Below are 23,234 nucleotides of genomic sequence, written 5' to 3'. Positions count from 1 at the left end.
GCCTTGATCAGTCTGTTGATCGTCGACGACCATCCGATCGTCAGGGACGGGCTGCGTGGGATCTTCACCGGCGAGGCCGGGTTCGAGGTGCTCGGCGAAGCAGGCAACGGCGACGAGGCCGTGACGCTGGCCGAGCGACTGCGCCCCGACGTCGTACTGATGGACCTGCGGATGCCGGGCAGCAACGGTGTCGCGGCCATCGCCGAGCTCGCGCGGCGCGGCAACCCGACGCGCGTGCTGGTGCTGACCACCTACGACACCGACTCCGATGTCGTGCCCGCGATCGAGGCCGGTGCGACGGGCTACCTGCTGAAGGACTCCCCGAGGGAGGAACTGTTCCGCGCCGTACGGGCGGCGGCCAAGGGCGAGTCGGTGCTCTCCCCCGCCGTGGCGAGCCGGCTGCTGGGCCGCGTGCGCGCGCCCGCCGAGGAGCCGCTGAGCCAGCGCGAGGTCGAGGTGCTGGAGCTGGTCGCCCGCGGCTGCACGAACAAGGAGGCCGCGCGCAAGCTGTTCATCAGCGAGGCCACCGTGAAGACCCACCTGCTGCACCTCTACGCCAAGCTCGGCGTGAAGGACCGCGCGGCGGCCGTGGCCATCGGCTACCAGCGCGGACTGCTTCAGGCGTAGGCCGCGAGCTCGGCGCCGAGCACCACCTCGAGTGCCTCGCGCGGAATGCGGCTCGACAGGCCTGGCCGGTTCGGCGGGAGTTGGCGTGCGTCCGACAGGCACGCCCTATGACGCGTCCTCCACGGTCCAGCCGGTGCGCGAGGCCCAGACCTCGGCGCGCACGAAGCCCGCGTCGACCCACGCCTGCTTCTCCTCGGCGTAGTGCTCGACGGTGCCGTCCCCGGAGTGCGCCCTGGCGAGCCGGTGCTTCACCTCGGTGTAGGCGGCGACCTCGTCGGGGTTGGCGCGCAGCCAGTCGCGGAACAGCAGCGCGAGCCGCCACGCGGGACCGCGCGCCGAGCGCACGTGGAGGTTCACCATCGTCGCCGGGTCGGCGCCGTAGTGGAACCGCTTGTGCCACAGCTGTTCCGGCGCGGCACCGCCGTCCTGCGGGTAGTCGAACCAGTGCCCCTGTGCCCGGACGAACCCGGCGTCGGACAACGCGTCGGCGATCGCGTCCGCGTCGTCCAGAGTGGACACCGTGAGCTGGAGGTCGAGCACGTCCTTGGCCGCGAGCCCCGGCACGGCCGTGGACCCGATGTGGTCGGCGCGCACGGACCGCTCCCCGGCGGCCAGCCGCACGCGGGCCAGCGCGCGCTCGGCCTGCGCGGGCCACGTCTCGTCGTACGGGGAGATCTCGGGCGAGCGTGGCTTGCGCGGCTTGCGCAGCCGGACCGCCGCTTCGAACGGCACCAGCCGGTCGGCCCACAGCTCGTCGACCTGGGCAAGGACGATGTCGCGGCTGCCACTGTTGTCGAGCCACACGTCGGCGGCCGCCCTCCGCTGCTCAGGGCTCGCCTGCGCGGCGATCCGGGCGCGGGCGTCCTGTTCGGACATGCCGCGCGACTCGGTGAGCCTGCGCACCCGCACGTCCTCGGCGGCGTCCACCACGAGCACGAGGTGGTAGTTGGGCGCCATCCCGCCCTCGACCAGCAACGGAACGTCGTGGACGACGATGGCGTCCGGCGCCACCGCGGCCATCAGCTCCACGGTGCGGTCACGAATGCGGGGGTGCATGATCGCGTTGAGGCGCAGCCGCGACTCGTCGTCACCGAACGCCCTCGCGGCCAGCGCGGGCCGGTCGAGCGCACCCTCGGCGTCCAGGATCCCGTGGCCGAACGCGGCGACCAACTCGGCCAGTCCCTCGGTGCCCGGCTCGACGACCTCCCGCGCGATGCGGTCGGCGTCGATCAGCACGGCACCGTGCTCGGCGAGCCGCGCGGCGACCGTCGACTTGCCCGCGCCGATTCCCCCTGTCAGCCCCACTCTCAGCATGCCCGCAATTGAACCAGGCATCGCCCTGCCGCTGACTCTCAGCCATCAACCAGATCGTGACGCAATTAGTTAGGGTGACACGCCGAGCGGTTCCCGCGATTATTCACACCCGTTGCGTACGGTGCCGGGCGTAGGGGTCGCCCACCCGGAGGAACGATGCCAGCCAGCAAGTACGTGGGAAGACACCGGCTCGGTGCTCCCGGTCTGATGCACTGCGTCATGCACCGCCCCGTGGCGACCGCTCTCGAGGAATACCGCCGCAACTGGCTGACCGCACTCCTGGTACCCGCGAAGCACAGCCTGGCAGGCCTGCGCCGCCGCGCCAGTGCCGCGGCCCACGAACGAGCCTGGGCACCGGCGACCACATAGGACCGGCTTCACCACGAAGGCCCGCACTCCCCACAAGGGACTGCGGGCCTTCTGCATTGTGGAGCGACGTGAGTCCCCAGTGCACGAAAAAAGCGGTGGCCCCGGTCCGCATCGGACCGGGGCCACCGCCCTCACTCAGCCTTCTCGGCTAGTCACGCACCACCGGAGAGCTTCTCGCGCAGAGCCGCGAGCTGCTCGTCGCTGGCGAGCGTGCCGCCCGTGCTCTTCGAGCCCTGGTCGGACTGACCGCCCGAGGTGTAGCTCTGGTCGCCACCCTCGATACCGGCAGCGCCCTCGGCCGCGGCAGCGGCGTTGGCCTGCGCGGCCTCGGTGACCTGACGCATGTGCTGCTCGTAGCGCGAGTGGGCCTCCGCGTACTGCTTCTCCCACTCCTCACGCTGCGTGTCGTAGCCTTCCTGCCACTCCTGCGTGTCGGGGTCGAAGCCCTCGGGGTAGATGTAGTTCCCCTGGTCGTCGTACTCCGCCGCCATGCCGTACTGCGTGGGGTCGAAGTCCGAGTCCGAGGTGAAGCCCTCGTTGGCCTGCTTCAGCGACAGCGAGATGCGACGACGCTCGAGGTCGATGTCGATGACCTTGACCATGACCTCGCCGCCGACCTGCACGACCTGCTCCGGGATCTCCACGTGGCGCTCGGCCAGCTCGGAGATGTGCACCAGGCCCTCGATGCCCTCCTCGACGCGGACGAACGCGCCGAACGGGACGAGCTTGGTGACCTTGCCCGGCACGATCTGGCCGATCGCGTGGGTGCGGGCGAACTGACGCCACGGGTCTTCCTGGGTGGCCTTCAGCGACAGGGACACGCGCTCGCGGTCCATGTCGACGTCGAGCACCTCGACGGTGACCTCCTGGCCGACCTCGACGACCTCGGACGGGTGGTCGATGTGCTTCCAGGACAGCTCCGAGACGTGCACCAGACCGTCGACGCCGCCGAGGTCCACGAACGCACCGAAGTTGACGATCGAGGAGACGACGCCCTTGCGGACCTGGCCCTTGGCGAGCGCGTTGAGGAACTCGCTGCGCACCTCGGACTGGGTCTGCTCCAGGTAGGCACGGCGGGACAGGACCACGTTGTTGCGGTTCTTGTCCAGCTCGATGATCTTGGCCTCGAGCTCGCGGCCGACGTAGGGCTGCAGGTCGCGGACGCGACGCATCTCGACCAGCGACGCGGGCAGGAAGCCGCGCAGGCCGATGTCGAGGATGAGGCCGCCCTTGACGACCTCGATGACGGTGCCCTTGACGGGCTCGTCCTTCTCCTTGAGCTCCTCGATCGTGCCCCAGGCGCGCTCGTACTGCGCGCGCTTCTTGGACAGGATCAGCCGGCCTTCCTTGTCCTCCTTCTGCAGGACAAGGGCTTCCACCTCATCACCGACGGCGACAACCTCTGCCGGGTCGACATCGTGCTTGATGGACAGCTCACGAGACGGGATGACGCCTTCGGTCTTGTACCCGATGTCGAGCAGCACTTCGTCGCGATCGACCTTGACGATGGTGCCTTCGACGATGTCGCCATCGTTGAAGTATTTGATCGTCTTGTCGATAGCTGCGAGGAAGTCTTCCTCCGTCCCGATGTCGTTGATGGCGACCTGCTGCGCCTGCGCGGGGGCACTCGGGGCGGTGGTGGTGTCGATGGTCATTAGGTGGGTTGCTCCGGTTACGGATTGGTGTAGGAGAAGTGCGGTTGCGTAGCGCATCGATGGGAACCAAGGCGACTACGATGCAAACGTTCACCCACGAACGGCCGCGAGCATCACCTCGAGGTGCGCGACCCTTGACCACCCAGTAAGAACATCTGAGCCGAAGGCAGCGCGAACCCACTGCGCTAGAGAACATCGTACGCGGCGCGCGGTGCAGGACACAATCAGGGTCCACCGAGAATCACCGGTCTGCCGAACGGGAAGATGACGCCGTGTCCACACCACCCTCCAGCGAGCGCCACGACCACGCTGAGCAGCAGCTCGGCGTCGCCGGCGTCGATCACCGCGCGGTGTCGTCGGCCGAGGCGATGACAGCGAACTCGGCCTGGTGGGACGCCGACGCCGACGAGTACCAGGCCACTCACGGCCGATTCCTCGGCGACGCCGACTTCGTGTGGTGTCCCGAGGGCGTGCGCGAGTCCGACGCCGGTCTGCTCGGCGCCGTCGCGGGAGCCGACGTGCTGGAGATCGGGTGCGGCTCGGCTCCGTGCGCCCGGTGGCTGACCGCGCGGGGCGCGCGGACCGTCGCGCTCGACCTCTCGGCGGGCATGTTGCGCCACGCCCGCGAGGGCAACGAGCGCACCGGCCTGCACCCGGTGCTGCTGCGGGCGGGTGCGGAGCAGCTGCCCCTGCGCTCGGACAGCTTCGACGTCGCGTGCTCGGCGTTCGGCGCCGTGCCCTTCGTCGCCTCGATCGACGCGGTGTTCTCCGAGGTGGCTCGCGTCCTGCGGCCGGGCGGGCGCTGGGTGTTCTCGGTGACCCACCCGCTGCGCTGGATCTTTCCCGACGATCCCGGCCCGAACGGGCTCACCGCCACGCAGCCCTACTTCGACCGCACGCCCTACGTCGAGGTGGACGGCGACGGCGCGGCGACCTACGTCGAGTACCACCGCACACTGGGTGACTTCGTGCGCTCGCTGGACTCGGCGGGGCTGCGGCTGGTCGATCTCGTGGAGCCCGAGTGGCCGGAGGGACACACCCGCAACTGGGGTCAGTGGAGTCCGCTGCGGGGCAAGCTCTTCCCCGGCACCGCGATCTTCAGGACGGTCTTTCGCCCGTGACCGGGTTCGCGGCGCTCGATCCGCTGCTGCCGGACACCGTCGATCCCGGTGCCGGTGAGCGGCTGACGGCGTCGCTGCCCGGCGGCCGCGAGGTCGCGGGTGTGCTCTACCGCGCCCGCTACGAGGGCTGGGCGGGTCTCTGGCGTCCGGCAGTGGCGTGGGAGCTGACCCCCGTGGACCCCGGGCTCGGCGTCGACGGCATGTCGGCGCTGCTCGGCGCGCTGCGCCGCGGGCTCGCCGGGCAGGCTCTGGGGCCCGACTCGGCGTGCACCGTGACGTGGCCGAGCCGCGATACGGCCATGACGCCCGCGTTCCTGTCCCACGGGCTGAGCCCGAGCACGGTGCTCGCGGTCAGGGAGCGCGGGCCGGTGCCCGACGTGCGCGTGCCCGGCGTCGAGGTCAGGGCGGCGACCGTGGCGGACGTCGACGAGCTGACCTCGCTGTGGCTCGCCGAGCTGCGCTACGCCGCGCTCGTCGGCTCGGCCGTGGAGCGCCCGGGTGCCGCCGACCGGCTCCACGCGGAGCTGCTCCGCACACTCGGCACGGGCGAGCCCGCGTGGCTCGCCGAGTCGCACGGGATGGCCGCCGGGCTCGCGCTGTGCGCGTGGCCCGCGCCCACGCCGGACCGGATCGCTGGCGGGGCGTGGGCCCACGTCGGCACGGTCTCGGTCGCCGGGCTCGCGCGCGGGTCAGGGATCGGCCAGGTGTTGCTGGCCACGGCGCACCGCGAGCTGCTCGCCCGGGGCGCGCGGGGCACGTACCTGTTCTACAGTCCGCACAACGCGCTGTCGTCGGTGTTCTGGCACCGGCAGGGATACCGTCCACTGTGGACGACGTGGGAGGTCCGGCCCGCGGGAGCGCTGAGGTGAGCTGAGCGAAGGAGAGCGCGTCGTGAGGGAGGGCACCGATCTGGTCGCCGAGCAGGCGGGACGGTTCGGCGCGATCGACCCGTTGCTGCCGGTGATCACGGACCCGCCCGAGGGCGAGACGCTCGTGGCGACGCTGCCCGACGGCGGGCGCGTGACCGGGGTGCTGCGGGTGACGTTCACCGACCCGGCCGCGCCGGAGGCGTTGTGGTCGGCGCTGGAGGTCTGGGAGCTGACACCGATCGTCGGCGAGCGCGGCACCGAGGGGATGGACGCCGTGCTGCGCGCGTGCCGGGCTCGCCTGGACGCGGAGCGGCCGGGCGAGGACTCGGCGTGCCTCGTGTCGTGGCCGAGCCGGGACGCGGAGGGCACCCGGGCACTGCTCGACCACGGGCTGGTGCCGCTGTGGGCGCTCGGGGTGCGCACGGCCGAACCGCCGGAGGCGCCCGGTTCTCCCGACGTGCGCGTGCGCGAGGCGGGACCGGGCGACGTCGAGACGATCCTGCGGCTGGAGCGCGCCGAGGTGGAGTACTCGGCTCAGGCGGGCAACCTGCGGGCGCGCACGGGCTGGGAACACCGGCGCCGGGAGTCGCTGCGCGAGCAGCTCGCCGGGGACTCGTCCGGCTGGCTCGCGGAACTCGACGGCGAGCCGGTCGGGGTCGTCGAGGGCGGCATGGTCACGGTCGAGGAGGGAACCTGGCTCGGCACGGTGCTGCCTGCCGGGCGGTGGGGCTACGTGCACAGCGCCGCGGTGCTGCCCGCGATCCGGGGCCGGGGCGTCGGGCGCGCTCTGCTGGCTGCGGCGCACGCGCGGCTGGCGACCGACGACGCGCGAGGCACCTACCTCTACTACAACCCGTTGAACCCGCTCGCGTCCGTGTTCTGGCACCGGCAGGGCTACCGCCCGCTCTGGACGGTCTGGGAGGTTCGCCCGGCTTCGATGTTGCGCTGACCACCCGATAAGGTGCCCCACCTTGCGGACGCTGCGCCGAAAGGCCTAATTTTGCACTGACGAGTCAGTTCAAAAGGAGGCGTCATGCAGGTGCTCGCCGATCGGGTGTCCGTCGAAGGCCCGCACGGCACACTCGTGCCGGAGACCTCGCTCCGGGTCGCGAGCGGCGAGCTCGCACTGCTCCACGGCGACCCCGGCACCGGGCTCACGGCGTTCGGGCTCGCGCTGGCGGGCAGGCTCCGGCCCTCGACCGGCACGGTCACCGTCGACGGCGCCGCGAACGCGGCCCGGTTGCGTGAGCTCGTCGCCGTGGTGGACTCCCCCGGCGTGAGCGAACCCGACGAGGCGCTGCCGCTGCGGGTCGTCGTGGGCGAGGAACTGGCGCTGGCCGGGCTCCCTGCGAACCAGGCCGAGGTGACGCGCTGGCTGGAACGCCACGACAGCGCCGCCTACGCGCGCACCCGGTTCGAGAACCTGACCGCCGAGACCCGCACCCGGTTGCTCACCGCGCTCGCCGCGAGCAGACCGGGCATCGGCCTGCTCGTCCTCGACCGCCCCGACCGCCACACCAGCGACGTCGACTCCTGGTCGATGCTCGCCCACGAACACGCCGAACGCGGACTTGCCGTCGTGGTGCTGACCGCGACCGTGCCGGTGGCAGCGCTGCTGAGACCACCCGCACTCGTCGGAGCGCTCGACCAACCCGAACCGCAACGCTGCCGCCTCGAGCAGGAGGAGATGATCCCGTGAGCCCTCTGCGGATCGCCACCGGCGAGCTGCGCAGGCTGACCAGCGGCACGCTGCCGAAGCTCGCGGTGGCCGCGCTCGTGCTCGTCCCGCTGCTCTACGCCTCGCTCTACCTCTACGCCAACTACGACCCCTACGGCAGGCTCGACAAACTGCCGGCCGCGATCGTCAACGCCGACAGCGGCGCGCAGGACGGCGAGGGCCAGCAGCGCGAGCTCGGCAAGCAGGTGAGCGACGAACTGGTGTCGTCGGGCAGTTTCCAGTGGCACGAGGTCTCGGCCGACCGGGCCGACGAGGGCGTGCGCGACGACGACTACTCGTTCACGATCACGATCCCGGAGGGCTTCTCGTCGGCGCTGGTCTCCAGCGGCGAGCTCGATCCCCGCCAGGCCGCCATCACGCTCACCACCAACGACGCCAACAACTACCTGTCGCACACGATCGCCACGCAGGTCGCCGAGCAGATTCGCGACACGATCGCGAAACAGGTCGGAGAAGAGGCCGCGAACCAGTTCCTGGTGGGCTTCTCGACCATCCACGGCAGGACGCAGGAGGCGGCGAACGGAGCTTCCCAGCTCGCCGACGGAGCCGGGCGGCTGCGCGACGGCCAGCAGGAACTCGCCGACGGCGCCCAGCGGCTCGCCGGTGGGAGCACCCAGCTCGCGACCGGGCTCACCACGCTGCGTGGCAGCACCGAGTCGCTGCCCGAGCAGACCCGCAAGCTCGCCGACGGAGCCGGCCAGGTCGCTACGGGCAACACGCAGATCGCCACGATCGGCTCGGCGCTCGCGGAGCGCTCGGCCCAGCTGTCGAGCGAGCTCGACGGCGCCACCGGGCAGCTCGCGCAGCGGCTGCGCGACGGCGGGCTGGCGGAGGAGGAGGTGCAGCACGCACTCGGCGTGGTCGGCGAGCTGCGCGCGCCACTCGCCGACGCCAACGGCCAGATCCAGCAGGCGGCCGGTCAGCTGAACACACTCGCCGACGGGTCGAGGCAGGTCGCCACCGGTGCCGAGCAGCTCGCGGCGGCCGCGCCGGAGCTGACGAACGGCATCGCCGATGCGTCCGACGGCGCCAACCAGCTCGCGGGCGGAGCGGCGAGCCTCACCGAGGGCGAGGCCACCGCGTTGTCCGGCACCCGCGACCTCGCCAACGGCGCCGGCGAGCTACGGGACGGGCTGAACGAGGGCCTGCAGCAGATCCCGAACGCCGACGAGGACACGCAGCAGGCCACGGCCAGCACGATCTCCGACCCGGTGGCGATCAAGTCGGTCGGCGTGGCCTCGGCGGACACGTACGGAGCCGGGCTCGCCCCGTTCTTCATCGCGCTCGCGACGTGGATCGGCGCGTTCGTGCTCTTCCTGCTGCTGCGGCCGCTGTCGACGCGGGCACTCACCGCGGGGGCCTCTCCGCTGCGGGTGGCGCTGGGCGGCTGGCTGCCAGCGGCGGTGCTCGGCATCGCGCAGGTGCTGGTGCTCTTCGGCGCGGTGACGTGGCTCGTGGGCATCGACGTCGCCAAACCGGTGGCGGCGATCGGCTTCACGCTGCTGGCCTCACTGACGTTCACCGCGATCCTGCACGGGCTCAACGCGCTCTTCGGCGCTGTGGGCAAGTTCCTCGGGCTCGTCCTGCTGGTGCTGCAGCTGGTGAGCGCGGGCGGCACGTTCCCCTGGCAGACGATCCCCGACCCGCTGTACCCGCTGCACGTGGTGCTGCCGATGGGCTACGTCATCGACGGGCTGCGGCACCTGCTCTACACCGGGGCACCCGCACAGATCCTGCCGGACGTCCTGGTGCTGCTGGCCTGGCTCGGCGTCGCACTGGCACTGTCGGTGTTCGCGGCCCAGAAGCGTCGCGTGTGGACGGTGCGGCAGCTGAGACCGGAGCTGGCGCTGTGAGCCCGCGCGCGGAGGCCACTCGCCGCAAGCTGTTCGAGGCCACCATGCGGCTCGCGCGCAGCCGCGGCCTCGCGGCGGTGACGATGGACGAGATCGCCGCCGAGGCGGGGGTCGCCAAAGGCACCGTCTACTACAACTTCGGCAGCAAGGACGGGCTCGTCGAGGCGCTGCTGCGCTACGGCATCGACCTGCTGTCACAGCGCCTGCGGGCCGGCGCCGCCGAGGACGACCCGGTGACCGGGCTCGAGGTGCTGGTCGACGAGGCACTGGAGTTCATCAGCGAGTACCCGGGCTTCTCGCAGATCCTGGTCAGCGAGCTGTGGCGGGGCCCCGGCCAGTGGCACGCCACACTGCTGCCACTGCGCGAGAACATCGTGTCGGTGCTGGAGGAGCAGCTGCGCCGGGTCGCCGAAGCGGGGCGGTTCCCGCAGGGCGTGCCACTGCGCACCGCCGCGGCGGCACTGTTCGGCACGCTGCTGGTGGTGGCGCTGGACTGGCTCGTGTTCGAACCGGGCCGCAGCCGCGAAGAAGTGCGCGACTCGGTGATGACGCTGCTCTCGGCCCGCGCTCAGTGACCGACGACGGGCCTGCGCTCCCCGATCTGGTGCAGTGAGGTCGGCTTTCCCTCCAGTGCGCGCTCGACGGCCTCGAGCACGCCCTCGCCGATCTCGTCCTGGCCCAGCGGCCGCGCCAGGTCCGACACCGCGCCGAGCAACACCTGCTGCGTGGGGTGACCGAACAGCAACGGTTCCGGTTCGTCCGGAGGCACCGTGAGGTCGGCGAGCGAACGCACCTCGACCACCGGAGCCGTCGGCGACAGCAACGGCTCCACCACGCCGAGCACGGAGCGCCGGAACGACTCGTGGACCCAGACGACGAGCAGCTCCGCCGGCGCGGTGAGCACGTTCTCCACCTTGCGGGCCAGCTCCTTCGGCCGGTCCCAGTGGGCCTCCACCCAGATGGCCTGCCCCTGCCCGAACCGGTGCCGACGGTAGCTGCGCGACCACCGCGGCCGGTGGGTGACGGACTCGTCGGTCACCGGCAACGGGCTGTAGCGCCTGCTGGGCGAGACCACCCGCCACCCATCGGCGGCGAGGTCACTCGCCACGACGCTGAGCATCCCGGTTCCGGCGAGAACGAGCGCGTTGCGGGCCGTCATAGGTGTGAACGTACCCGTTTTTCGCTGTGATCATCCCACCGGAAAGCGGGCTTTCAGGTGGAATCGGGCGCCTGGTCCCCGGCGTTCAGTGCGCCGCGTCGTTCCACGACTGGCCGAATCCGACGGACACCTCCAACGGGACGGCGAGCTCGTAAGCGGCCCCCATCTCCTTGCGCACCAACGCCTCCACGTCGGCGTGCTCGCCCTCGGCGACCTCCATGACGAGTTCGTCGTGCACCTGCAGCAGCACCCGGCTGCGCAGCTCCGAGTTCTCCAGCGCGCGGTGCACGCCCAGCATGGCCACCTTGATGATGTCGGCCGCGCTGCCCTGGATCGGGGCGTTGAGCGCCATCCGCTCGGCCATCTCGCGACGCTGCCGGTTGTCGCTCGTGAGGTCGGGCAGGTACCGGCGACGACCGAAGATCGTCTCCGTGTAACCGACCTTCGCCGCCTTGTCGACCACCGTGTGGAGGTAGTCGCGGACGCCGCCGAACCGGGCGAAGTAGTCGTCCATCAGCGTGCGGGCCTCCTCGGTGGAGATCCGGAGCTGCTGCGAGAGCCCGTAGGCCGACAGGCCGTACGCCAGCCCGTAGTTCATCGCCTTGATCTTGGCGCGCTGGGCGCCGGTGACCTCGGCGGGCTCGACGGCGAACACGCGCGCGGCGGTGGCGGCGTGGAAGTCGAACCCGGACTGGAACGCCTCGATCAGCTCGGTGTCGGCCGACAGGTGAGCCATGATCCGCATCTCGATCTGGCTGTAGTCGGCGGTCATCAGCTGCACGTAGCCGCCGCCGACGACGAACGCCTCGCGAATCCGGCGGCCCTCGTCCGTCCTGATCGGAATGTTCTGCAGGTTCGGGTCCACTGAGGACAGCCGACCGGTCGCCGCGATGGTCTGGTGCAGCGTGGTGTGGATGCGGCCGTCGTCGGCGACCGACTTGATGAGCCCCTCGACCGTGGTGCGCAACCTGGTCGCGTCGCGGTGCTCCAGCAGGTGCTGCAGGAACGGGTGCTCGGTCTTCTCGAACAGCGTCTGCAACGCGTCGGCATCGGTGGTGTAGCCGGTCTTGGTGCGCTTGGTCTTCGGCATGCCCAGCTCGTCGAAGAGCACCACCTGCAGCTGCTTGGGCGAGCCGAGGTTGATCTGCTTGCCGATGACGGCGTAGGCCTCCTCGGTGGCCTGCTTCACGCGGCTCGCGTAGTGCGCCTCCAGCGTGGTCAGCTGCTCGAGGTCCACGGCGATGCCAGCGGCCTCCAGCTCGGTGATCACGCCGAGCAGCGGCAGCTCGATCTCGGCGAGCAGCGTCGCGCCACCGATCTCGGTGAGCTCGTCGGCGAGCGCGCCCGCCAGCTCGGCCACCGCGCGGGCGCGCACCAGCTCGCCGTGCACGATCTTGGCGTCGCCGTCGGGGTCGGACGCCGTGTCGAGCAGCGACAGCTGCCCGTCGTCACCGGAGCTCTCGGAACGCAGCTCGCGGTGCAGGTAGCGCAGCACGAGGTCGTCGAGCTCGAAGGAACGCTGGCCCGGCCGCACGAGGTAGGCGGCCAGCTCGGTGTCCATCGTCAGGCCCGCGAGCTTCCAGCCCCTGGCCAGCGCGGCGTGCAGTGGGATCTTCAGCGCGTGGCCGACCTTGCGGGCCGCCGGGTCGGCGAGCCACGCGGTGAGGACCTTCTCGTCGGCCTCGTCCAGCGTGGACACGTCGAGGTAGGCGCCCTCGCCGTCGGCACCGGCCAGCGCGACCGACTGCACGTCGGCCGACACCGACGCGCCCGTGGTGCGGAACGCGATGCCGGTGGCGCCGTCACCGGCCGTGTGCTCGGCGAGCCAGTCGCCGAGCGCGCCGGGTTCGAGCGCGCCGCCGTGGATCTCGAAACCCTCGTCGGCCTCCGGCTCCGCGCTGGACAGCGAGGCGAACAGCCGGTCGCGCAGCACGCGGAACTCGAGCTCGTCGAAGAGCCGGTGCACGGCGTCGCGGTCCCACTGCTGCACCTCGAGGCCCGAGGGAGCGGCCTCCAGCGGCACGTCGCGCACCAGCTCGGTGAGCTGGCGGTTGAGCAGCACGGCGTCGACGTGTGCGCGCAGCGCGTCGCCGACTTTGCCCTTCACCTCGTCGATGCGGTCGACGAGGTCGCCGAGCGAGCCGAACTGCTTGATCCACTTGGCGGCGGTCTTCTCCCCCACACCTGGGATGCCGGGCAGGTTGTCGGACGGGTCGCCGCGCAGCGCCGCGAAGTCGGGGTACTGGGTCGGCGAGAGGCTGTACTTCTCCTCGACGGCACCCGGGTCGAACCGCACCAGGTCGGACACGCCCTTGCGCGGGTAGAGCACCGTCACCGCGTCGGTGACGAGCTGCAGCGCGTCGCGGTCGCCCGTACAGATGAGGACCTCGAAGTCGTCGGCCGCCGCCTGGGTGGTGAGCGTGGCGATGATGTCGTCGGCCTCGAAGCCCTGCTTCTCCAGCACCGGGATGGAGAGCGCGGCCAGGATCTCCTTGATGAGCTCGACCTGGCCCTTGAAGTCGTCGGGCGTGCTCTGCCGGTTGGCCTTGTACTCGGCGAAGGTCTCCGAGCGGAAGGTCTGGCGGGACACGTCGAACGCCACCGCGAGGTGGGTGGGCGCCTCGTCGCGCAGCAGGTTGATGAGCATCGAGGTGAACCCGAACACCGCGTTGGTCACCTGACCGGTGGACGTGCGGAACCGGTCGGCCGGCACGGCGAAGAACGCGCGGTACGCCATCGAGTGACCGTCGATGAGCAACAGCCGGGGTGTGTCATTCGCTACTGAGGTGTTTGCGTTCGGGCTCACGCCCGTGAGTCTAGGGTGAGGCCCTGACAGTCCTGCCTGTCGTGTCGACCTAGGAGCGCTGAGTGACCGAACACGTGTCGGAAGAGGAGATCCGCGAGCAGCTCGCGGGCATCAGCCCCGAGATCGCGGAGCAGCAACTCAACGACAAGGTCGGCCTCCGGTTCACCGAGCTGAACCCCGAGCGCGTCGTCGGCACCATGCCCGTCGCGGGCAACCTGCAGCCCTACGGTCTGCTGCACGGCGGCGCCAACGCGGTGCTCGCCGAGGCGCTGGGCTCCACCGTGGCGGCGCTCAACGCGGGAGCGGGCCGCGTGGCGATGGGTCTCGAGCTCTCGTGCACGCACCACCGGGCGGCGCTGCAGGGTCTGGTGACGGGCGTGGCCGTGCCGCTGCACGTCGGCCGCGGCACCAGCACCGCCGAGATCACGATCACCGACGAATCGGGCAAGCGCACCTGCACCGCCCGGCTGACCTGCATCGTCAGGGACCGGCCTCCGGGCTCCTGAACCGGTGGCGCCGACCGATAGCCTGGCCTGATGGAGCAGGACAACGTCGGCGCCGTGATCGGCGAACTCACCGCGTGGGCGGACAAGGCCGACCGGGTGCCCGCACTCGATCTCGATGACGCGGAGCTGGCACTACAGCTGCTCTCCGACGAGCTCGGAGTGCACGATCTCGCCCAGCTGGAGCCGGGCCAGCTCGATGAGCTCCTGCTCGGCATCTATCCCGAGGCCGTCGAGCCGGGGCACGCGCCCGCCGCGCTCGTGGCGCTGCACCACCTGCTCACTTTCGCGGGCGAGACCGGCCGCCTGGACGAGGCCGCCGTGGCCGCGCTGCGCGGCGAGCTCGACGAGATCGAGCCGGAGCTGTCCGACGGCGAGGTGAACCTGAAGGAGGCCTACGGGCTTCCCGACCGCATCGGCCCGCTGCGCCTGCCCGCCGACGACGAGCTCGCCGCCACCGCGCGCGGCATCGCCGTGCTCGAGCGCGCGCGGGAGCTGGCCGTGTGGTGCGGCGACGGGCGCGCCACCGTCGAGTCCGTGGGGCTCGACGACGAGGACCGCGCCGCCGCGGCGGCCGAGCTGGGCCGGTCCGAAGAGGACATCGTCCAGCTCTACCTGATCGCCGAGGACATCGGCTTCATCGTGCCAGGCGAGGACGGCACGCTCGTGGGCGAGTCCGTTCAGGACTTCCCCGACGGCGCCGACGAGGACGTGCTGGAGCTGTGGGACCAGGCTTTCGCCGCAACGCTCGCGTGGAGCCTGCTCACCGACGCCGACCTCGCAGGCGAGGAGGCGCTCGACTTCGAGGGCGCGGGCGCGTGGTTCATGCCGTTGTTCCTGTCGCGCCACCGCGGCCTGCCCACTCCCGCCATCAGCGAGATGATCTTCGACCTGGCCACAGAGGAGCTCGTCGCCGACGAGGCGAGGCAGCGGTGGGACGAGTGGGTGCGCGTGCACGGCGACCCGGCCGAGGTCCTGCTGGCCAGGCTCACCGAGCTGGGTGCCGTCGAGGTGACCGAGGGGATCGTGCGCGCGACGCCGCTGGCGGTGGCCGCCATGCGCGAGGAACTGGTCGAGTCCGGCGTCGACGTGCCGGTGCTGCCGCCGGAGGACGAGATGACCGCCGCCGACCTGATCGAGGTCGGGCTGTCCGGAATGGACGGTGAGCTGGAGGTCGAGGCCGAGGTGTGGCTCGTCAGGCGCACCGGCGACGCCGCCGCGGCCGAACTGCTCGCCGTCGCCGCCGAGGGCGGAGCCGCCGAGCGGACCGTGGCCGCTGGTCTGATCAGGGAACGGATCGGCGCCGAGGCCGAGGCGCAGTGGCGCGCCGCGCTCGACGTGCCCGTGCTGAGCAGGCACGCCAAGGCATCTCTGGAACTGCTGCTCGGGCCGGACCCCGAGTTCGCCGCGTCCGAGGACGACGCCGCGTGGCTGGTGGTCGACGAGCTCGCGGGCACCGTGCACGGCGTGGCCGAGGGCGATCTGCCGATGCTGCTCGACGCCTCGTTCGCACCGCAGTACGCGCCGCTGTTCGAGCGCATGTGGCGCCTCGACCACCCCGACGCGCACGAGGTGCTCACGCTGCTGGGCACGCACCACCCCGACAAGGCCACCGCGAAGCGGGCCCGGGCGGCCGCGCACAAGGCGGCCGGCCGGGCCGGCTCCGGTCAGGCGACGCCGAGGTAGGCCTCCTTGATGGAGTCGTCGGCGAGCAGTTCCTTGCCGGTGCCCGTCTTGGTGATGGACCCGGTCTCCAGCACGTAGGCCCGGTGCGCCCGCGACAGCGCCTGCTGCGCGTTCTGCTCGACGAGCAGCACGGTGGTGCCTTCGCGGTTGATCTCGGTGATGATCCGGAAGATCTGCTGGATGAACTGCGGCGCGAGCCCCATCGAGGGTTCGTCGAGCAGCAGCAGCTTCGGCTTCGCCATCAGCGCCCTGCCGATGGCGAGCATCTGCTGCTCACCGCCGGACAGCGTGCCGCCCATCTGGCCGCGCCGTTCCGCGAGGCGCGGGAACAGCGTGAAGACGTGGTCCATCTCCGCCGCCAGGTTCTTGCGCTCCTTGCGTGCGTAGGCGCCCATGTCGAGGTTCTCGAGCACCGTCATGCCGGGGAAGATCCCCCGGCCCTCGGGCGCCTGCGAGATCCCGCGCACCACTCGCAGGTCGGCCCGCAGCCGCGTGATGTCCTCGCCCTGGAACGTGATCGAGCCCGACGAGACGGGACGGATCCCGGAGATCGCCCGCATCGTCGTGGACTTCCCGGCCCCGTTGGCGCCGATCAGCGTGACGATCTCGCCCTCGTTGACACTGATCGCCAGGTCCGAGACCGCCTTGATTCGTCCGTAGTGGACGGACACACCGGACAGCTCAAGCAATGTCATCGTCGGGAACTCCCAGGTAAGCGGCGATCACGGACGGGTTCTCCCGGATCTCGGAGGGAGCACCGTCGGCGATCTTCTTGCCGAACTCCAGCACCACGATGCGATCGGTCACACCCATCACGAGCTTCATGTCGTGTTCGATGAGCAGGACCGTGTACCCGTCGTCGCGGATCTTGCGGATCAACCCCATCAGGTCTTCCTTCTCGATGGGGTTGAACCCGGCGGCGGGCTCGTCGAGGCACAGCAGCTTCGGCTCCGTGGCCAGCGCGCGGGCGATCTCCAGCCGGCGCTGGTAGCCGTAGGGCAGGTTCTTCGCCTTGTCCGCGGCCCGGTCGACGATGCCGACGAAGTCGAGCAGGGCCATGGCCCGCTCGATCGCCTCCTTCTCCTCCCGGAAGTGCCGCGGCGAGCGCACCAGCGCGCCCATGACACTGGTCTTGTGCCGCGCGTCGGTGCCGACGACCACGTTCTCCAGCGCCGTCATCTCGCCGAAGAGGCGGATGTTCTGGAAGGTCCGCGCGATGCCGCGCCGGGTGATGTTGTGCTTGGCGAGCTTGCCCAGCGGCTTGCCCTCCAGCAGCACCTGGCCCGACGTCGGCCGGTAGACCCCCGTCATGGCGTTGAAGCACGTCGTCTTGCCCGCCCCGTTGGGACCGATCAGCCCGAGGATCTCGCCGCGGCGGATCCCGAACGACACCGAGTCCAGCGCCGTCAGACCGCCGAAGCGCATCGTCAGGTTGTCGATGTCGAGCAGGGTCTCGCCGACCTCGACCGCGATCTCCCTGTCGGGAGCGACGACCTCGGCGACCTCGGCCTCGTGCTCGATGAGCTCGGCCTCGGTCATGTGCGCCAGCTCGGCTGCCAGACCGCCCTCGGCGGGGACCTCGGGGCCGTTGCCGTTGTTCGGTTCCGTCATCACTGGCCCCCGTTCTTGTCGGTCGCGACCGGAGCGTCCTTGCTGATCTGCTCGCCCTTGCCCAGCAAGCGTTGGTACGCCTGCCTTCCGTAGGTCAGCAACCGCTGCCGCGCGCCGAGCAGGCCCTGCGGGCGGAAGATCATCAGCACGATCAGTGCGAGACCGAAGATCAGGAAGCGGTACTCGGCGATGCCGAGGAACCGCGCCGGGATGTAGGCGACGATGATGGCGCCGAGGATCACTCCGACCTTGTTGCCCGACCCGCCGAGAATCACGGCGGCCAGGAACAATATCGACGTCACCACGTCGAACTTCTGGTTGTTCACGAACGCCAGCTGCCCCGCGTACAGCGCGCCGGAGAGCCCGCCGATGGCGGCGCCGATGACGAACGCCCAGATCTTGAACTTGAACGTGTTCACGCCCATGATCGAGGCGGCGTCCTCGTCGTCGCGGATCGCGACCCACGAACGGCCGACTCGGCTGCGTTCCAGGTTCCCGACCAGCATCAGCACCAGGATGATGATCGTGACCGTGAGCCAGTACCACGGCGTGCCGTCGGTGTTGTTGAAGATCGCCGAGCCGTCGGCGTTGGTGCCCGGCGGGTGCCCCACCTGCTGGAAGCCCTGGTTGCCGCGCAACGGCTCCAGGTTGTCGGCCAGCAGGCGCACGATCTCACCGAAGCCGAGCGTGACGATCGCGAGATAGTCCCCTCGTAGCCGTAGTGTCGGTGAGCCGAGGATGACGCCGAACACCATCGTGATCGCCATCGCGATCGGCAGCACGGCCAGGAACGGCAGCTTGGTGAGCATCGAGTCCGGGCTCGTGAACAGCGCGGCGACATAGGCGCCCACCGCGAAGAAGCCCACGTACCCGAGGTCGAGCAGACCGGCCTGACCGACCACGACGTTGAGTCCGATCGCGATCAGCGCGTAGCGCGCCACCTCGAACATCGCGATCGGGAAGTCGTAGCCGGGCTCGGTCGTGAGGATCGGCGGGTTGAGCACCGGCAGCGCGTAGATGAACACCACCAGCGGGATGAGGATCGCCCACTGCTGCGGCCGGTTGAGCGTGTTCCACCACTCGCTGAGCGAACGGCGGCCAGAGGTCGTCGTTTTCGTCGTCGTGGTGGTCATACCCGCGCCTTTCCGAGGGACTCGCCGAGGATGCCGGTCGGGCGGAACATCAGGATCACAATGAGCAGCACGAAGGCGACGACGTCACGCCATTCGCCACCGAAGAGCGACTGCCCGTAGTTCTCCATCAGCCCGAGCAACAGTCCACCGAGGAGTGCGCCGCGCAGGTTGCCGATACCGCCGAGGACGGCGGCGGTGAACGCCTTGAGACCGAGCAGGAAGCCACCCTGGTACGAGGCGCCCTGCGGGATCTTCATCATGTAGAACAGCGCCGCGGCGCCGGCGAGCAGACCGCCGATGAGGAACGTCAGCATGATGACGCGTTCCTTGTTGACGCCCATCAGGGTCGCCGTGTCGGGGTCCTGCGCGACGGCGCGGATGCCTCGGCCGAACCGCGTGCGGTTGACGAACGTGTCCGCGATGAAGAACAGCAGGATCGACGCGAGCACGATGATGATCGTGATGTTGGTGATCGCGACGCCGAAGACCTCGAACACCGGTTCCGGGCGCAGCAACCGGATCGCCTGCTCGGGGTTGCCACCGCGCCAGATGAAGATCAGCTGCTGCAGCACGAACGAGGCACCGATCGCGGTGATCAGGAAGACCAGCCTGGGGGCACCGCGGTTTCTCAGTGGCCGGTAGGCGACGCGTTCCAGCACCACGGCCGTGGCGCCGGAGACGAGCACCGCGGCGAGCAGTGCCAGCAGTAAGAAGCCGATGAGCTCGAAGACCGCCAGCTCCGGGGTGGGACCGGGGCGGAAACCGAGGCCGTAGAAGGTGAACCACGTCGCGTAGGCGCCGTAGATGAACACCTCGGAGTGGGCGAAGTTGATCAGTTTCAGCACGCCGTAGACGAGCGTGTAGCCGAGCGCGACGAGCGCGTAGATGCTGCCCTGGGACAGACCGTCGACGGTGTTGGCCCAGAACTGGTCGACCAGACCCGCGACGTCGAAGTTGATCACGCTGTCGTCCTGCGCGAGATACAGCGCGGACGAGTGATGAATGGACAATTCGTTCTCCACGTGGGGGTCGGGACGCGGCCCGGCGGGATCGTCCACCGGGCGCGCGCCCCGACTACAAAGTGCCTGACCCGATGATCAGCTGGGCTTGATCTCGGTGTTGCGGACGATCTTTCCGTCCTGGACCTCGTAGGTCCAGACGGTGCTCTCGGCGAGCTCGCCCTTGTCATCCCACTTGAAGCTCTTGGTCAGCCCCTGACCCTCGTAGTTGTTGACGAAGTCGAGCATCCCGGCGCGGTCCGTGACACCGGAGTCGATGCCCTTCAGCAGGATCGTCGCGAGGTCGTAGCCCTCGGGCGAGTAGGTGCCGGGCTCACGGCCACCGGACTGCTTCTTGTAGCCCTCGTTGAACTCGGTGAACTGGTCGGCGGGAACGCACGGGCAGGTGAAGTACACGCCCTCGGCGGCGTCACCGGCGCCCTTGACGAACTCGTCGTCCTTCACCCCGTCCGGGCCCACGAACTGGGCCTCGACACCGGCGTCGAAGAGCTGCTGCGCGAACGGAGCGGCTTCCTGGTAGTAGCCCGAGAAGAAGATCGCGTCGGGGCTCGAGCCACGCAGGCTGTTGACCACGGCCGAGAAGTCGGTCTGCTTGGTCTTGATCTGCTCCTGGCAGGTCGCCTTGTCGCCCAGTTCCTCCGTGATCGAGTTGGCGAGGCCGATGCCGTACTCCGAGTCGTCGCGGATGACGCAGACGTTCTCGGCGCCGAGTTCCCCGGTGATGAACTGCGCGGCGGCCGGCCCCTGCGTGTTGTCGTTGCCGAGACCGCGGAAGAAGGTCTTCCAGCCGTTCTCGCTCAGGGCGGGGTTGGTCGCCGACGGGGTCAGCTGGACCAGACCCTTGTCGTTGAAGATGTTGCCCGCTGCCTTCGACTCACCCGAGAACGGAAGGCCGACGACGCCGATGATGTCCTGCGTGTTGACGATCTGGGTGACGATGCCGGGGGCGCGGTCGGGCGTGCCCTCGGTCTCGAACTCGGCCAGTTCGACTTGGCAGTTCGGGTTGTTCGAGTTGTGCCTCTCGACCGCGACCTTCACGCCGTTGAGGATGTTCTGCCCCAGGGCCGCGTTGGCGCCGTTGATGGTGCCCGCGTAGGCCAGCTTCGCGCCGGCGTCGCAGGTCGCGTTGCCGTCGCCCGCCGGGTCGGCGGCGTTGGCTGCTTGGGCCGGCGCGCTGGCCTGCGGCTGCGAGTCCGGCTCGTCGCCGCCACCGTCGTCACCGGTACGCGCGGCGCACGCGCCGAGAACCAGCGACGCTGCGGCCGCCAGCAGCACAACCCGCCCAAACCGTGCTCTTGACACTTTTCCTCCCGATGTCCTTCAAAGACCGCAGGACACGACCGCCGCCCCGAAGGTCGAGACCTGACTGGGCGATGAACGTAGCCCGACCGGTGTCAGTTGCCCAGCAACTGCAGCCGTTGTATCCACATCGTGACGGTGCTGGGGGCCGTTAACCGACAGTTAACGCCCGATCGAAGCATTGCAACAATCGGGTCTGAACCATCAGTAATCAGCGGGCGCTCACGAGCGCGCACCGCCACGGTGCGAATAACGAAGAACCGTACATGACCCAGGTCACCCGAAAGTAGTGCGCGGGGCGCCGATGCCCGGCATGAGCAGCACTGTTGCACAAAAACACCCCGCCCCTGTGATCTGCATCACAGGGGCGGGGTGTTGTGAGTTTCGGACGAGCCGGCCGGCCCTACTTGTCGATGTTGTCGACGACGGCCTGCGCGACCGCCTTCATCGTGGTCCTGCGGTCCATCGCGGTCCGCTGGATCCAGCGGAAGGCATCGGGCTCGGTGAGGCCCTGCTGCGACATGAGCAGGCCCTTCGCGCGGTCGATCAGCTTGCGCGTCTCGAGCCGCTCGCTGAGCCCCGCGACCTCGGACTCGAGCGCCTGCAGCTCGGAGAACCGGCTGACGGCGAGTTCGATCGCGGGTACGAGGTCGCGCTTGGCGAACGGCTTGACCAGGTAGGCCATGGTGCCGGCCTCGCGGGCACGCTCGATCAGGTCGCGCTGGCTGAACGCGGTGAGGATGACGACCGGGGCGACCCGGTCACCGGTGATCTTGGCCGCTGCCTCGATGCCGTCGAGTTTGGGCATCTTGACGTCCAGGATCACCAGATCGGGCTTGAGATCGGTGGCGAGTTTGATAGCTTCTTCACCGTCGCCGGCCTCGCCGACCACCTCGTAGCCTTCCTCGCGCAACATTTCGACGAGGTCAAGCCGGATCAGTGCCTCGTCCTCCGCGACGAGCACACGACGCTGCGGTGCAGTGGCAACACCGTTGGCCTCGGCCTCGGTAGCCGCTTCGGTCACCGGGGTCCTCCTGGGCGATCGACTGGATGTGAATACATGCGGCGTGCCGCAGGCTCCAGGCTACCGGGCAAACGCGCTACGGGAGAGATGGCGTTCGCCACGTGCGGTGATCGTCGCGTTGGTTCCGTGGCGGAAACATTTCCGTGGTAGCCCGAATGCCGGGGACGGTTCGACGGCGAGTAAAGTCCACGTTCACGCCCCCGTAGCCCAATTGGCAGAGGCACACGACTCAAAATCGTGCAAGTGTGAGTTCGAGTCTCACCGGGGGCACACCTACGGATCATCGGGAGAAGGCCTTCGCCGCGTACCTGCGACGAAGGCCTTTTTCGTTTCACCGCCCCGGTTCGCGGCAGCATGCGGTCACGCCCCGCCGAGCCCGCGACCGCATGCCAACAATCCGGGTGTGCGACGGCCTGGGGCGGCAACGGTGGACGAGTGGATGGCGGGCGGCTCCCGTCGGTGCGGCGGGCAGTCCTGACATGACGGGCGGTGCGGAGCTGGACCAGGCCGCCACCGGGGCCGCGATGGCGGAGCTGCGCGCCGCGGGCGAGGCGTTCGTGTCCGGGTGGGCGGAGGCCGATGCCTCGATCGCCACGCTGGCGGGCACTCTCGGTGGCGGTCCGGTGGGGCAGGCGTTCCTGAGCACCTACCGGCCCGGTGCCGAGGCGGTGTCGAGTTCGGCGGCCGAGGGCAGCGCGCTGCCCGGCCAGTACGCCGACATCGGGCGCCGGTGTGTCGCGGACTACCTCGGCGCCGACGCCGCGGGGGCCGTCGCGCTGGAAACGGCGGGCGGCGATGGGACTTCCTGAACCGACGGGCGAGCTGTGGAGCCAGGTCACGGCGATCTGGGATCCCTGGCCGCCGGACGACGAGGACGCCGCGCTGCGCCTCGGTCAGGCGTGGCAGCAGGCGGGGGCGACCGCGCAGGCGGCGGGGCAGCGGACCATCGCCGCGGGCACCGCGGCGGGAGCGGCGTGGCGCGACGAGGCGGGCGGGCTGTTCGACGCGACCGTGCGGCGATACGGGCACCAGGTCGAGGTGCTGCGGCGGGGAATGCTGCCGCACGCGGGACACACCGGACTCCGGGTTCACGCCCACGATCGTGCTCGAGGGCGAGGTCCGCTCGGACGGCGCCGCGCTCGCGACGATCGCCGACGAGTCGGTGGCGACGTTGAGCGCGGCGGGTGCCGGGGTGAGCGTGGCGAGCCGCGACGACGTCGGCGGCGCCGGAGCCCCCGGGCTCACACAGGACCTGCGGGTCACGACGCCGTCGGGACCGGTGCGCGAGCTGGTCCAGTCGCAGCTCTACCTCACCGTGCCGGATGCGCGCGATCCCGCCGTGCGTGCGCTGCTCACCGTCGCCGATGCCGACTTCGCCGGGGTGATCGGCGACTTCCGGTCGTTCGCGGCGTCCATCCGGCTGGACACCGAGCGACTGTGACCGAACG

22 protein-coding genes, 1 tRNA gene and 1 pseudogene are annotated in these 23,234 nt (G+C 70.1%); 14 read left to right on the top strand and 10 right to left on the bottom strand.

The features are described 5' to 3' along the window. Positions 1-3: 3 nt before the first annotated feature. Positions 4-627 (top strand): response regulator, encoded by a 624-nt coding sequence (locus JHE00_RS29580; protein WP_200324609.1) that lies wholly within the window; start codon positions 4-6, stop codon positions 625-627. Between the two features lie 105 nt (positions 628-732). On the opposite strand, the gene coaE is transcribed toward JHE00_RS29580, so the two are convergent. Then, positions 733-1,941, bottom strand: a complete 1,209-nt coding sequence (gene coaE, locus JHE00_RS29575) for a dephospho-CoA kinase (protein ID WP_200324457.1) — start codon at positions 1,939-1,941, stop codon at positions 733-735. Positions 1,942-2,097: 156 nt separating this feature from the next. Between coaE and JHE00_RS29570 the strand changes: the two genes are divergently transcribed. Then, positions 2,098-2,310: a hypothetical protein gene (locus JHE00_RS29570; RefSeq protein WP_200324455.1), complete on the top strand. Its 213-nt coding sequence runs from the start codon at positions 2,098-2,100 to the stop codon at positions 2,308-2,310. A gap of 152 nt (positions 2,311-2,462) precedes the next feature. Here JHE00_RS29570 and rpsA read toward each other — a convergent pair whose 3' ends face one another. Next, positions 2,463-3,965, bottom strand: a complete 1,503-nt coding sequence (gene rpsA, locus JHE00_RS29565; RefSeq protein ID WP_200324453.1) for a 30S ribosomal protein S1 — start codon at positions 3,963-3,965, stop codon at positions 2,463-2,465. 272 nt (positions 3,966-4,237) lie between these two features. Between rpsA and JHE00_RS29560 the strand changes: the two genes are divergently transcribed. The 6 genes from JHE00_RS29560 to JHE00_RS29535 all read left to right on the top strand — a co-directional run bounded on the left by JHE00_RS29560 (position 4,238) and on the right by JHE00_RS29535 (position 10,121). Next, positions 4,238-5,086, top strand: coding sequence for a class I SAM-dependent methyltransferase (locus JHE00_RS29560; RefSeq protein WP_307832172.1), 849 nt, complete (start codon positions 4,238-4,240; stop codon positions 5,084-5,086). Then, entirely contained in the window at positions 5,083-5,955 is an 873-nt protein-coding gene (locus tag JHE00_RS29555) for a GNAT family N-acetyltransferase (RefSeq protein ID WP_200324451.1), read from the top strand. Before JHE00_RS29560 ends, JHE00_RS29555 begins: the two co-directional genes overlap by 4 nt. 22 nt (positions 5,956-5,977) lie before the next feature. After that, positions 5,978-6,904, top strand: coding sequence for a GNAT family N-acetyltransferase (locus JHE00_RS29550; protein ID WP_200324449.1), 927 nt, complete (start codon positions 5,978-5,980; stop codon positions 6,902-6,904). A gap of 84 nt (positions 6,905-6,988) precedes the next feature. Continuing rightward, on the top strand, positions 6,989-7,654 hold the full coding sequence (locus tag JHE00_RS29545; RefSeq protein ID WP_200324447.1) for a P-loop NTPase family protein: 666 nt from the start codon (positions 6,989-6,991) through the stop codon (positions 7,652-7,654). Continuing rightward, entirely contained in the window at positions 7,651-9,546 is a 1,896-nt protein-coding gene (locus JHE00_RS29540) for a YhgE/Pip family protein (RefSeq protein WP_200324444.1), read from the top strand. Before JHE00_RS29545 ends, JHE00_RS29540 begins: the two co-directional genes overlap by 4 nt. Next, complete coding sequence (locus tag JHE00_RS29535; RefSeq protein WP_200324442.1) at positions 9,543-10,121, top strand: TetR/AcrR family transcriptional regulator; 579 nt, start codon at positions 9,543-9,545, stop codon at positions 10,119-10,121. The genes JHE00_RS29540 and JHE00_RS29535 overlap by 4 nt, the downstream gene beginning before the upstream one ends. Here JHE00_RS29535 and JHE00_RS29530 read toward each other — a convergent pair. Together JHE00_RS29530 and polA are read right to left on the bottom strand one after the other, a co-directional pair. Next, positions 10,115-10,705: a hypothetical protein gene (locus JHE00_RS29530; RefSeq protein WP_230425173.1), complete on the bottom strand. Its 591-nt coding sequence runs from the start codon at positions 10,703-10,705 to the stop codon at positions 10,115-10,117. The two genes, JHE00_RS29535 and JHE00_RS29530, sit on opposite strands and share 7 nt — an antisense overlap. A gap of 85 nt (positions 10,706-10,790) precedes the next feature. Further along, complete coding sequence (gene polA, locus JHE00_RS29525) at positions 10,791-13,511, bottom strand: DNA polymerase I (protein WP_200324440.1); 2,721 nt, start codon at positions 13,509-13,511, stop codon at positions 10,791-10,793. A 62-nt stretch (positions 13,512-13,573) separates the two neighbouring features. On the opposite strand from polA, the gene JHE00_RS29520 reads away from it, so the two are divergent. Further along, on the top strand, positions 13,574-14,017 hold the full coding sequence (locus JHE00_RS29520) for a PaaI family thioesterase (RefSeq protein ID WP_200324439.1): 444 nt from the start codon (positions 13,574-13,576) through the stop codon (positions 14,015-14,017). A gap of 30 nt (positions 14,018-14,047) precedes the next feature. Beyond that, positions 14,048-15,700, top strand: a complete 1,653-nt coding sequence (locus JHE00_RS29515) for a hypothetical protein (RefSeq protein WP_200324437.1) — start codon at positions 14,048-14,050, stop codon at positions 15,698-15,700. On the opposite strand, the gene JHE00_RS29510 is transcribed toward JHE00_RS29515, so the two are convergent. From JHE00_RS29510 to JHE00_RS29485, 6 genes are all read right to left on the bottom strand, one after another. Next, positions 15,682-16,395, bottom strand: coding sequence for an ABC transporter ATP-binding protein (locus JHE00_RS29510; RefSeq protein WP_200324435.1), 714 nt, complete (start codon positions 16,393-16,395; stop codon positions 15,682-15,684). The two genes, JHE00_RS29515 and JHE00_RS29510, sit on opposite strands and share 19 nt — an antisense overlap. After that, positions 16,382-17,311 carry an ABC transporter ATP-binding protein gene (locus tag JHE00_RS29505; RefSeq protein ID WP_200324433.1) on the bottom strand — a complete coding sequence of 310 codons (930 nt, stop codon included), beginning with the start codon at positions 17,309-17,311 and terminating at the stop codon, positions 16,382-16,384. The genes JHE00_RS29510 and JHE00_RS29505 overlap by 14 nt, the downstream gene beginning before the upstream one ends. After that, entirely contained in the window at positions 17,311-18,444 is a 1,134-nt protein-coding gene (locus tag JHE00_RS29500; protein ID WP_200324431.1) for a branched-chain amino acid ABC transporter permease, read from the bottom strand. The genes JHE00_RS29505 and JHE00_RS29500 overlap by 1 nt, the downstream gene beginning before the upstream one ends. Then, a complete protein-coding gene (locus tag JHE00_RS29495; RefSeq protein WP_372440515.1) occupies positions 18,441-19,448 on the bottom strand; it encodes a branched-chain amino acid ABC transporter permease in 1,008 nt (335 codons plus the stop codon). Before JHE00_RS29495 ends, JHE00_RS29500 begins: the two co-directional genes overlap by 4 nt. Positions 19,449-19,541: 93 nt before the next feature. Beyond that, positions 19,542-20,735 (bottom strand): branched-chain amino acid ABC transporter substrate-binding protein, encoded by a 1,194-nt coding sequence (locus JHE00_RS29490; RefSeq protein WP_200324603.1) that lies wholly within the window; start codon positions 20,733-20,735, stop codon positions 19,542-19,544. A 430-nt stretch (positions 20,736-21,165) separates the two neighbouring features. Continuing rightward, a complete protein-coding gene (locus JHE00_RS29485; RefSeq protein WP_200324427.1) occupies positions 21,166-21,786 on the bottom strand; it encodes an ANTAR domain-containing response regulator in 621 nt (206 codons plus the stop codon). Positions 21,787-21,982: 196 nt separating this feature from the next. Here JHE00_RS29485 and JHE00_RS29480 point away from each other — a divergent pair. From JHE00_RS29480 to JHE00_RS29470, 4 genes and pseudogenes are all read left to right on the top strand, one after another. Beyond that, a tRNA-Leu gene (locus tag JHE00_RS29480) sits at positions 21,983-22,056 on the top strand. 209 nt (positions 22,057-22,265) lie between these two features. Further along, positions 22,266-22,595 (top strand): hypothetical protein, encoded by a 330-nt coding sequence (locus JHE00_RS29475; RefSeq protein WP_200324425.1) that lies wholly within the window; start codon positions 22,266-22,268, stop codon positions 22,593-22,595. Then, positions 22,582-22,782: pseudogene (locus tag JHE00_RS36230) on the top strand (WXG100-like domain-containing protein); the annotation flags it as partial. The gene JHE00_RS29475 and the pseudogene JHE00_RS36230, both read left to right, overlap by 14 nt. 106 nt (positions 22,783-22,888) lie before the next feature. Further along, positions 22,889-23,227: a hypothetical protein gene (locus tag JHE00_RS29470; RefSeq protein WP_200324423.1), complete on the top strand. Its 339-nt coding sequence runs from the start codon at positions 22,889-22,891 to the stop codon at positions 23,225-23,227. Positions 23,228-23,234 lie beyond the last annotated feature (7 nt).

The sequence above is a fragment of the Prauserella cavernicola genome (assembly GCF_016595675.1).
Taxonomy (GTDB): Bacteria; Actinomycetota; Actinomycetes; order Mycobacteriales; family Pseudonocardiaceae; genus Prauserella_A; species Prauserella_A cavernicola.
This window is presented reverse-complemented; position numbering and strand designations above follow the sequence as displayed.

What these genes read in the sequence shown, in the direction of transcription:
- coaE (WP_200324457.1), bottom strand. Translation starts at nt 1,941, where the DNA reads ATGCTGAGAGTGGGGCTGACAGGGGGAATCGGCGCGGGCAAGTCGACG.
- JHE00_RS29570 (WP_200324455.1), top strand. Translation starts at nt 2,098, where the DNA reads ATGCCAGCCAGCAAGTACGTGGGAAGACACCGGCTCGGTGCTCCCGGT.
- rpsA (WP_200324453.1), bottom strand. Translation starts at nt 3,965, where the DNA reads ATGACCATCGACACCACCACCGCCCCGAGTGCCCCCGCGCAGGCGCAG.
- JHE00_RS29545 (WP_200324447.1), top strand. Translation starts at nt 6,989, where the DNA reads ATGCAGGTGCTCGCCGATCGGGTGTCCGTCGAAGGCCCGCACGGCACA.
- JHE00_RS29530 (WP_230425173.1), bottom strand. Translation starts at nt 10,705, where the DNA reads ATGACGGCCCGCAACGCGCTCGTTCTCGCCGGAACCGGGATGCTCAGC.
- JHE00_RS29515 (WP_200324437.1), top strand. Translation starts at nt 14,048, where the DNA reads ATGGAGCAGGACAACGTCGGCGCCGTGATCGGCGAACTCACCGCGTGG.
- JHE00_RS29510 (WP_200324435.1), bottom strand. Translation starts at nt 16,395, where the DNA reads ATGACATTGCTTGAGCTGTCCGGTGTGTCCGTCCACTACGGACGAATC.
- JHE00_RS29505 (WP_200324433.1), bottom strand. Translation starts at nt 17,311, where the DNA reads ATGACGGAACCGAACAACGGCAACGGCCCCGAGGTCCCCGCCGAGGGC.
- JHE00_RS29500 (WP_200324431.1), bottom strand. Translation starts at nt 18,444, where the DNA reads ATGACCACCACGACGACGAAAACGACGACCTCTGGCCGCCGTTCGCTC.
- JHE00_RS29475 (WP_200324425.1), top strand. Translation starts at nt 22,266, where the DNA reads ATGACGGGCGGTGCGGAGCTGGACCAGGCCGCCACCGGGGCCGCGATG.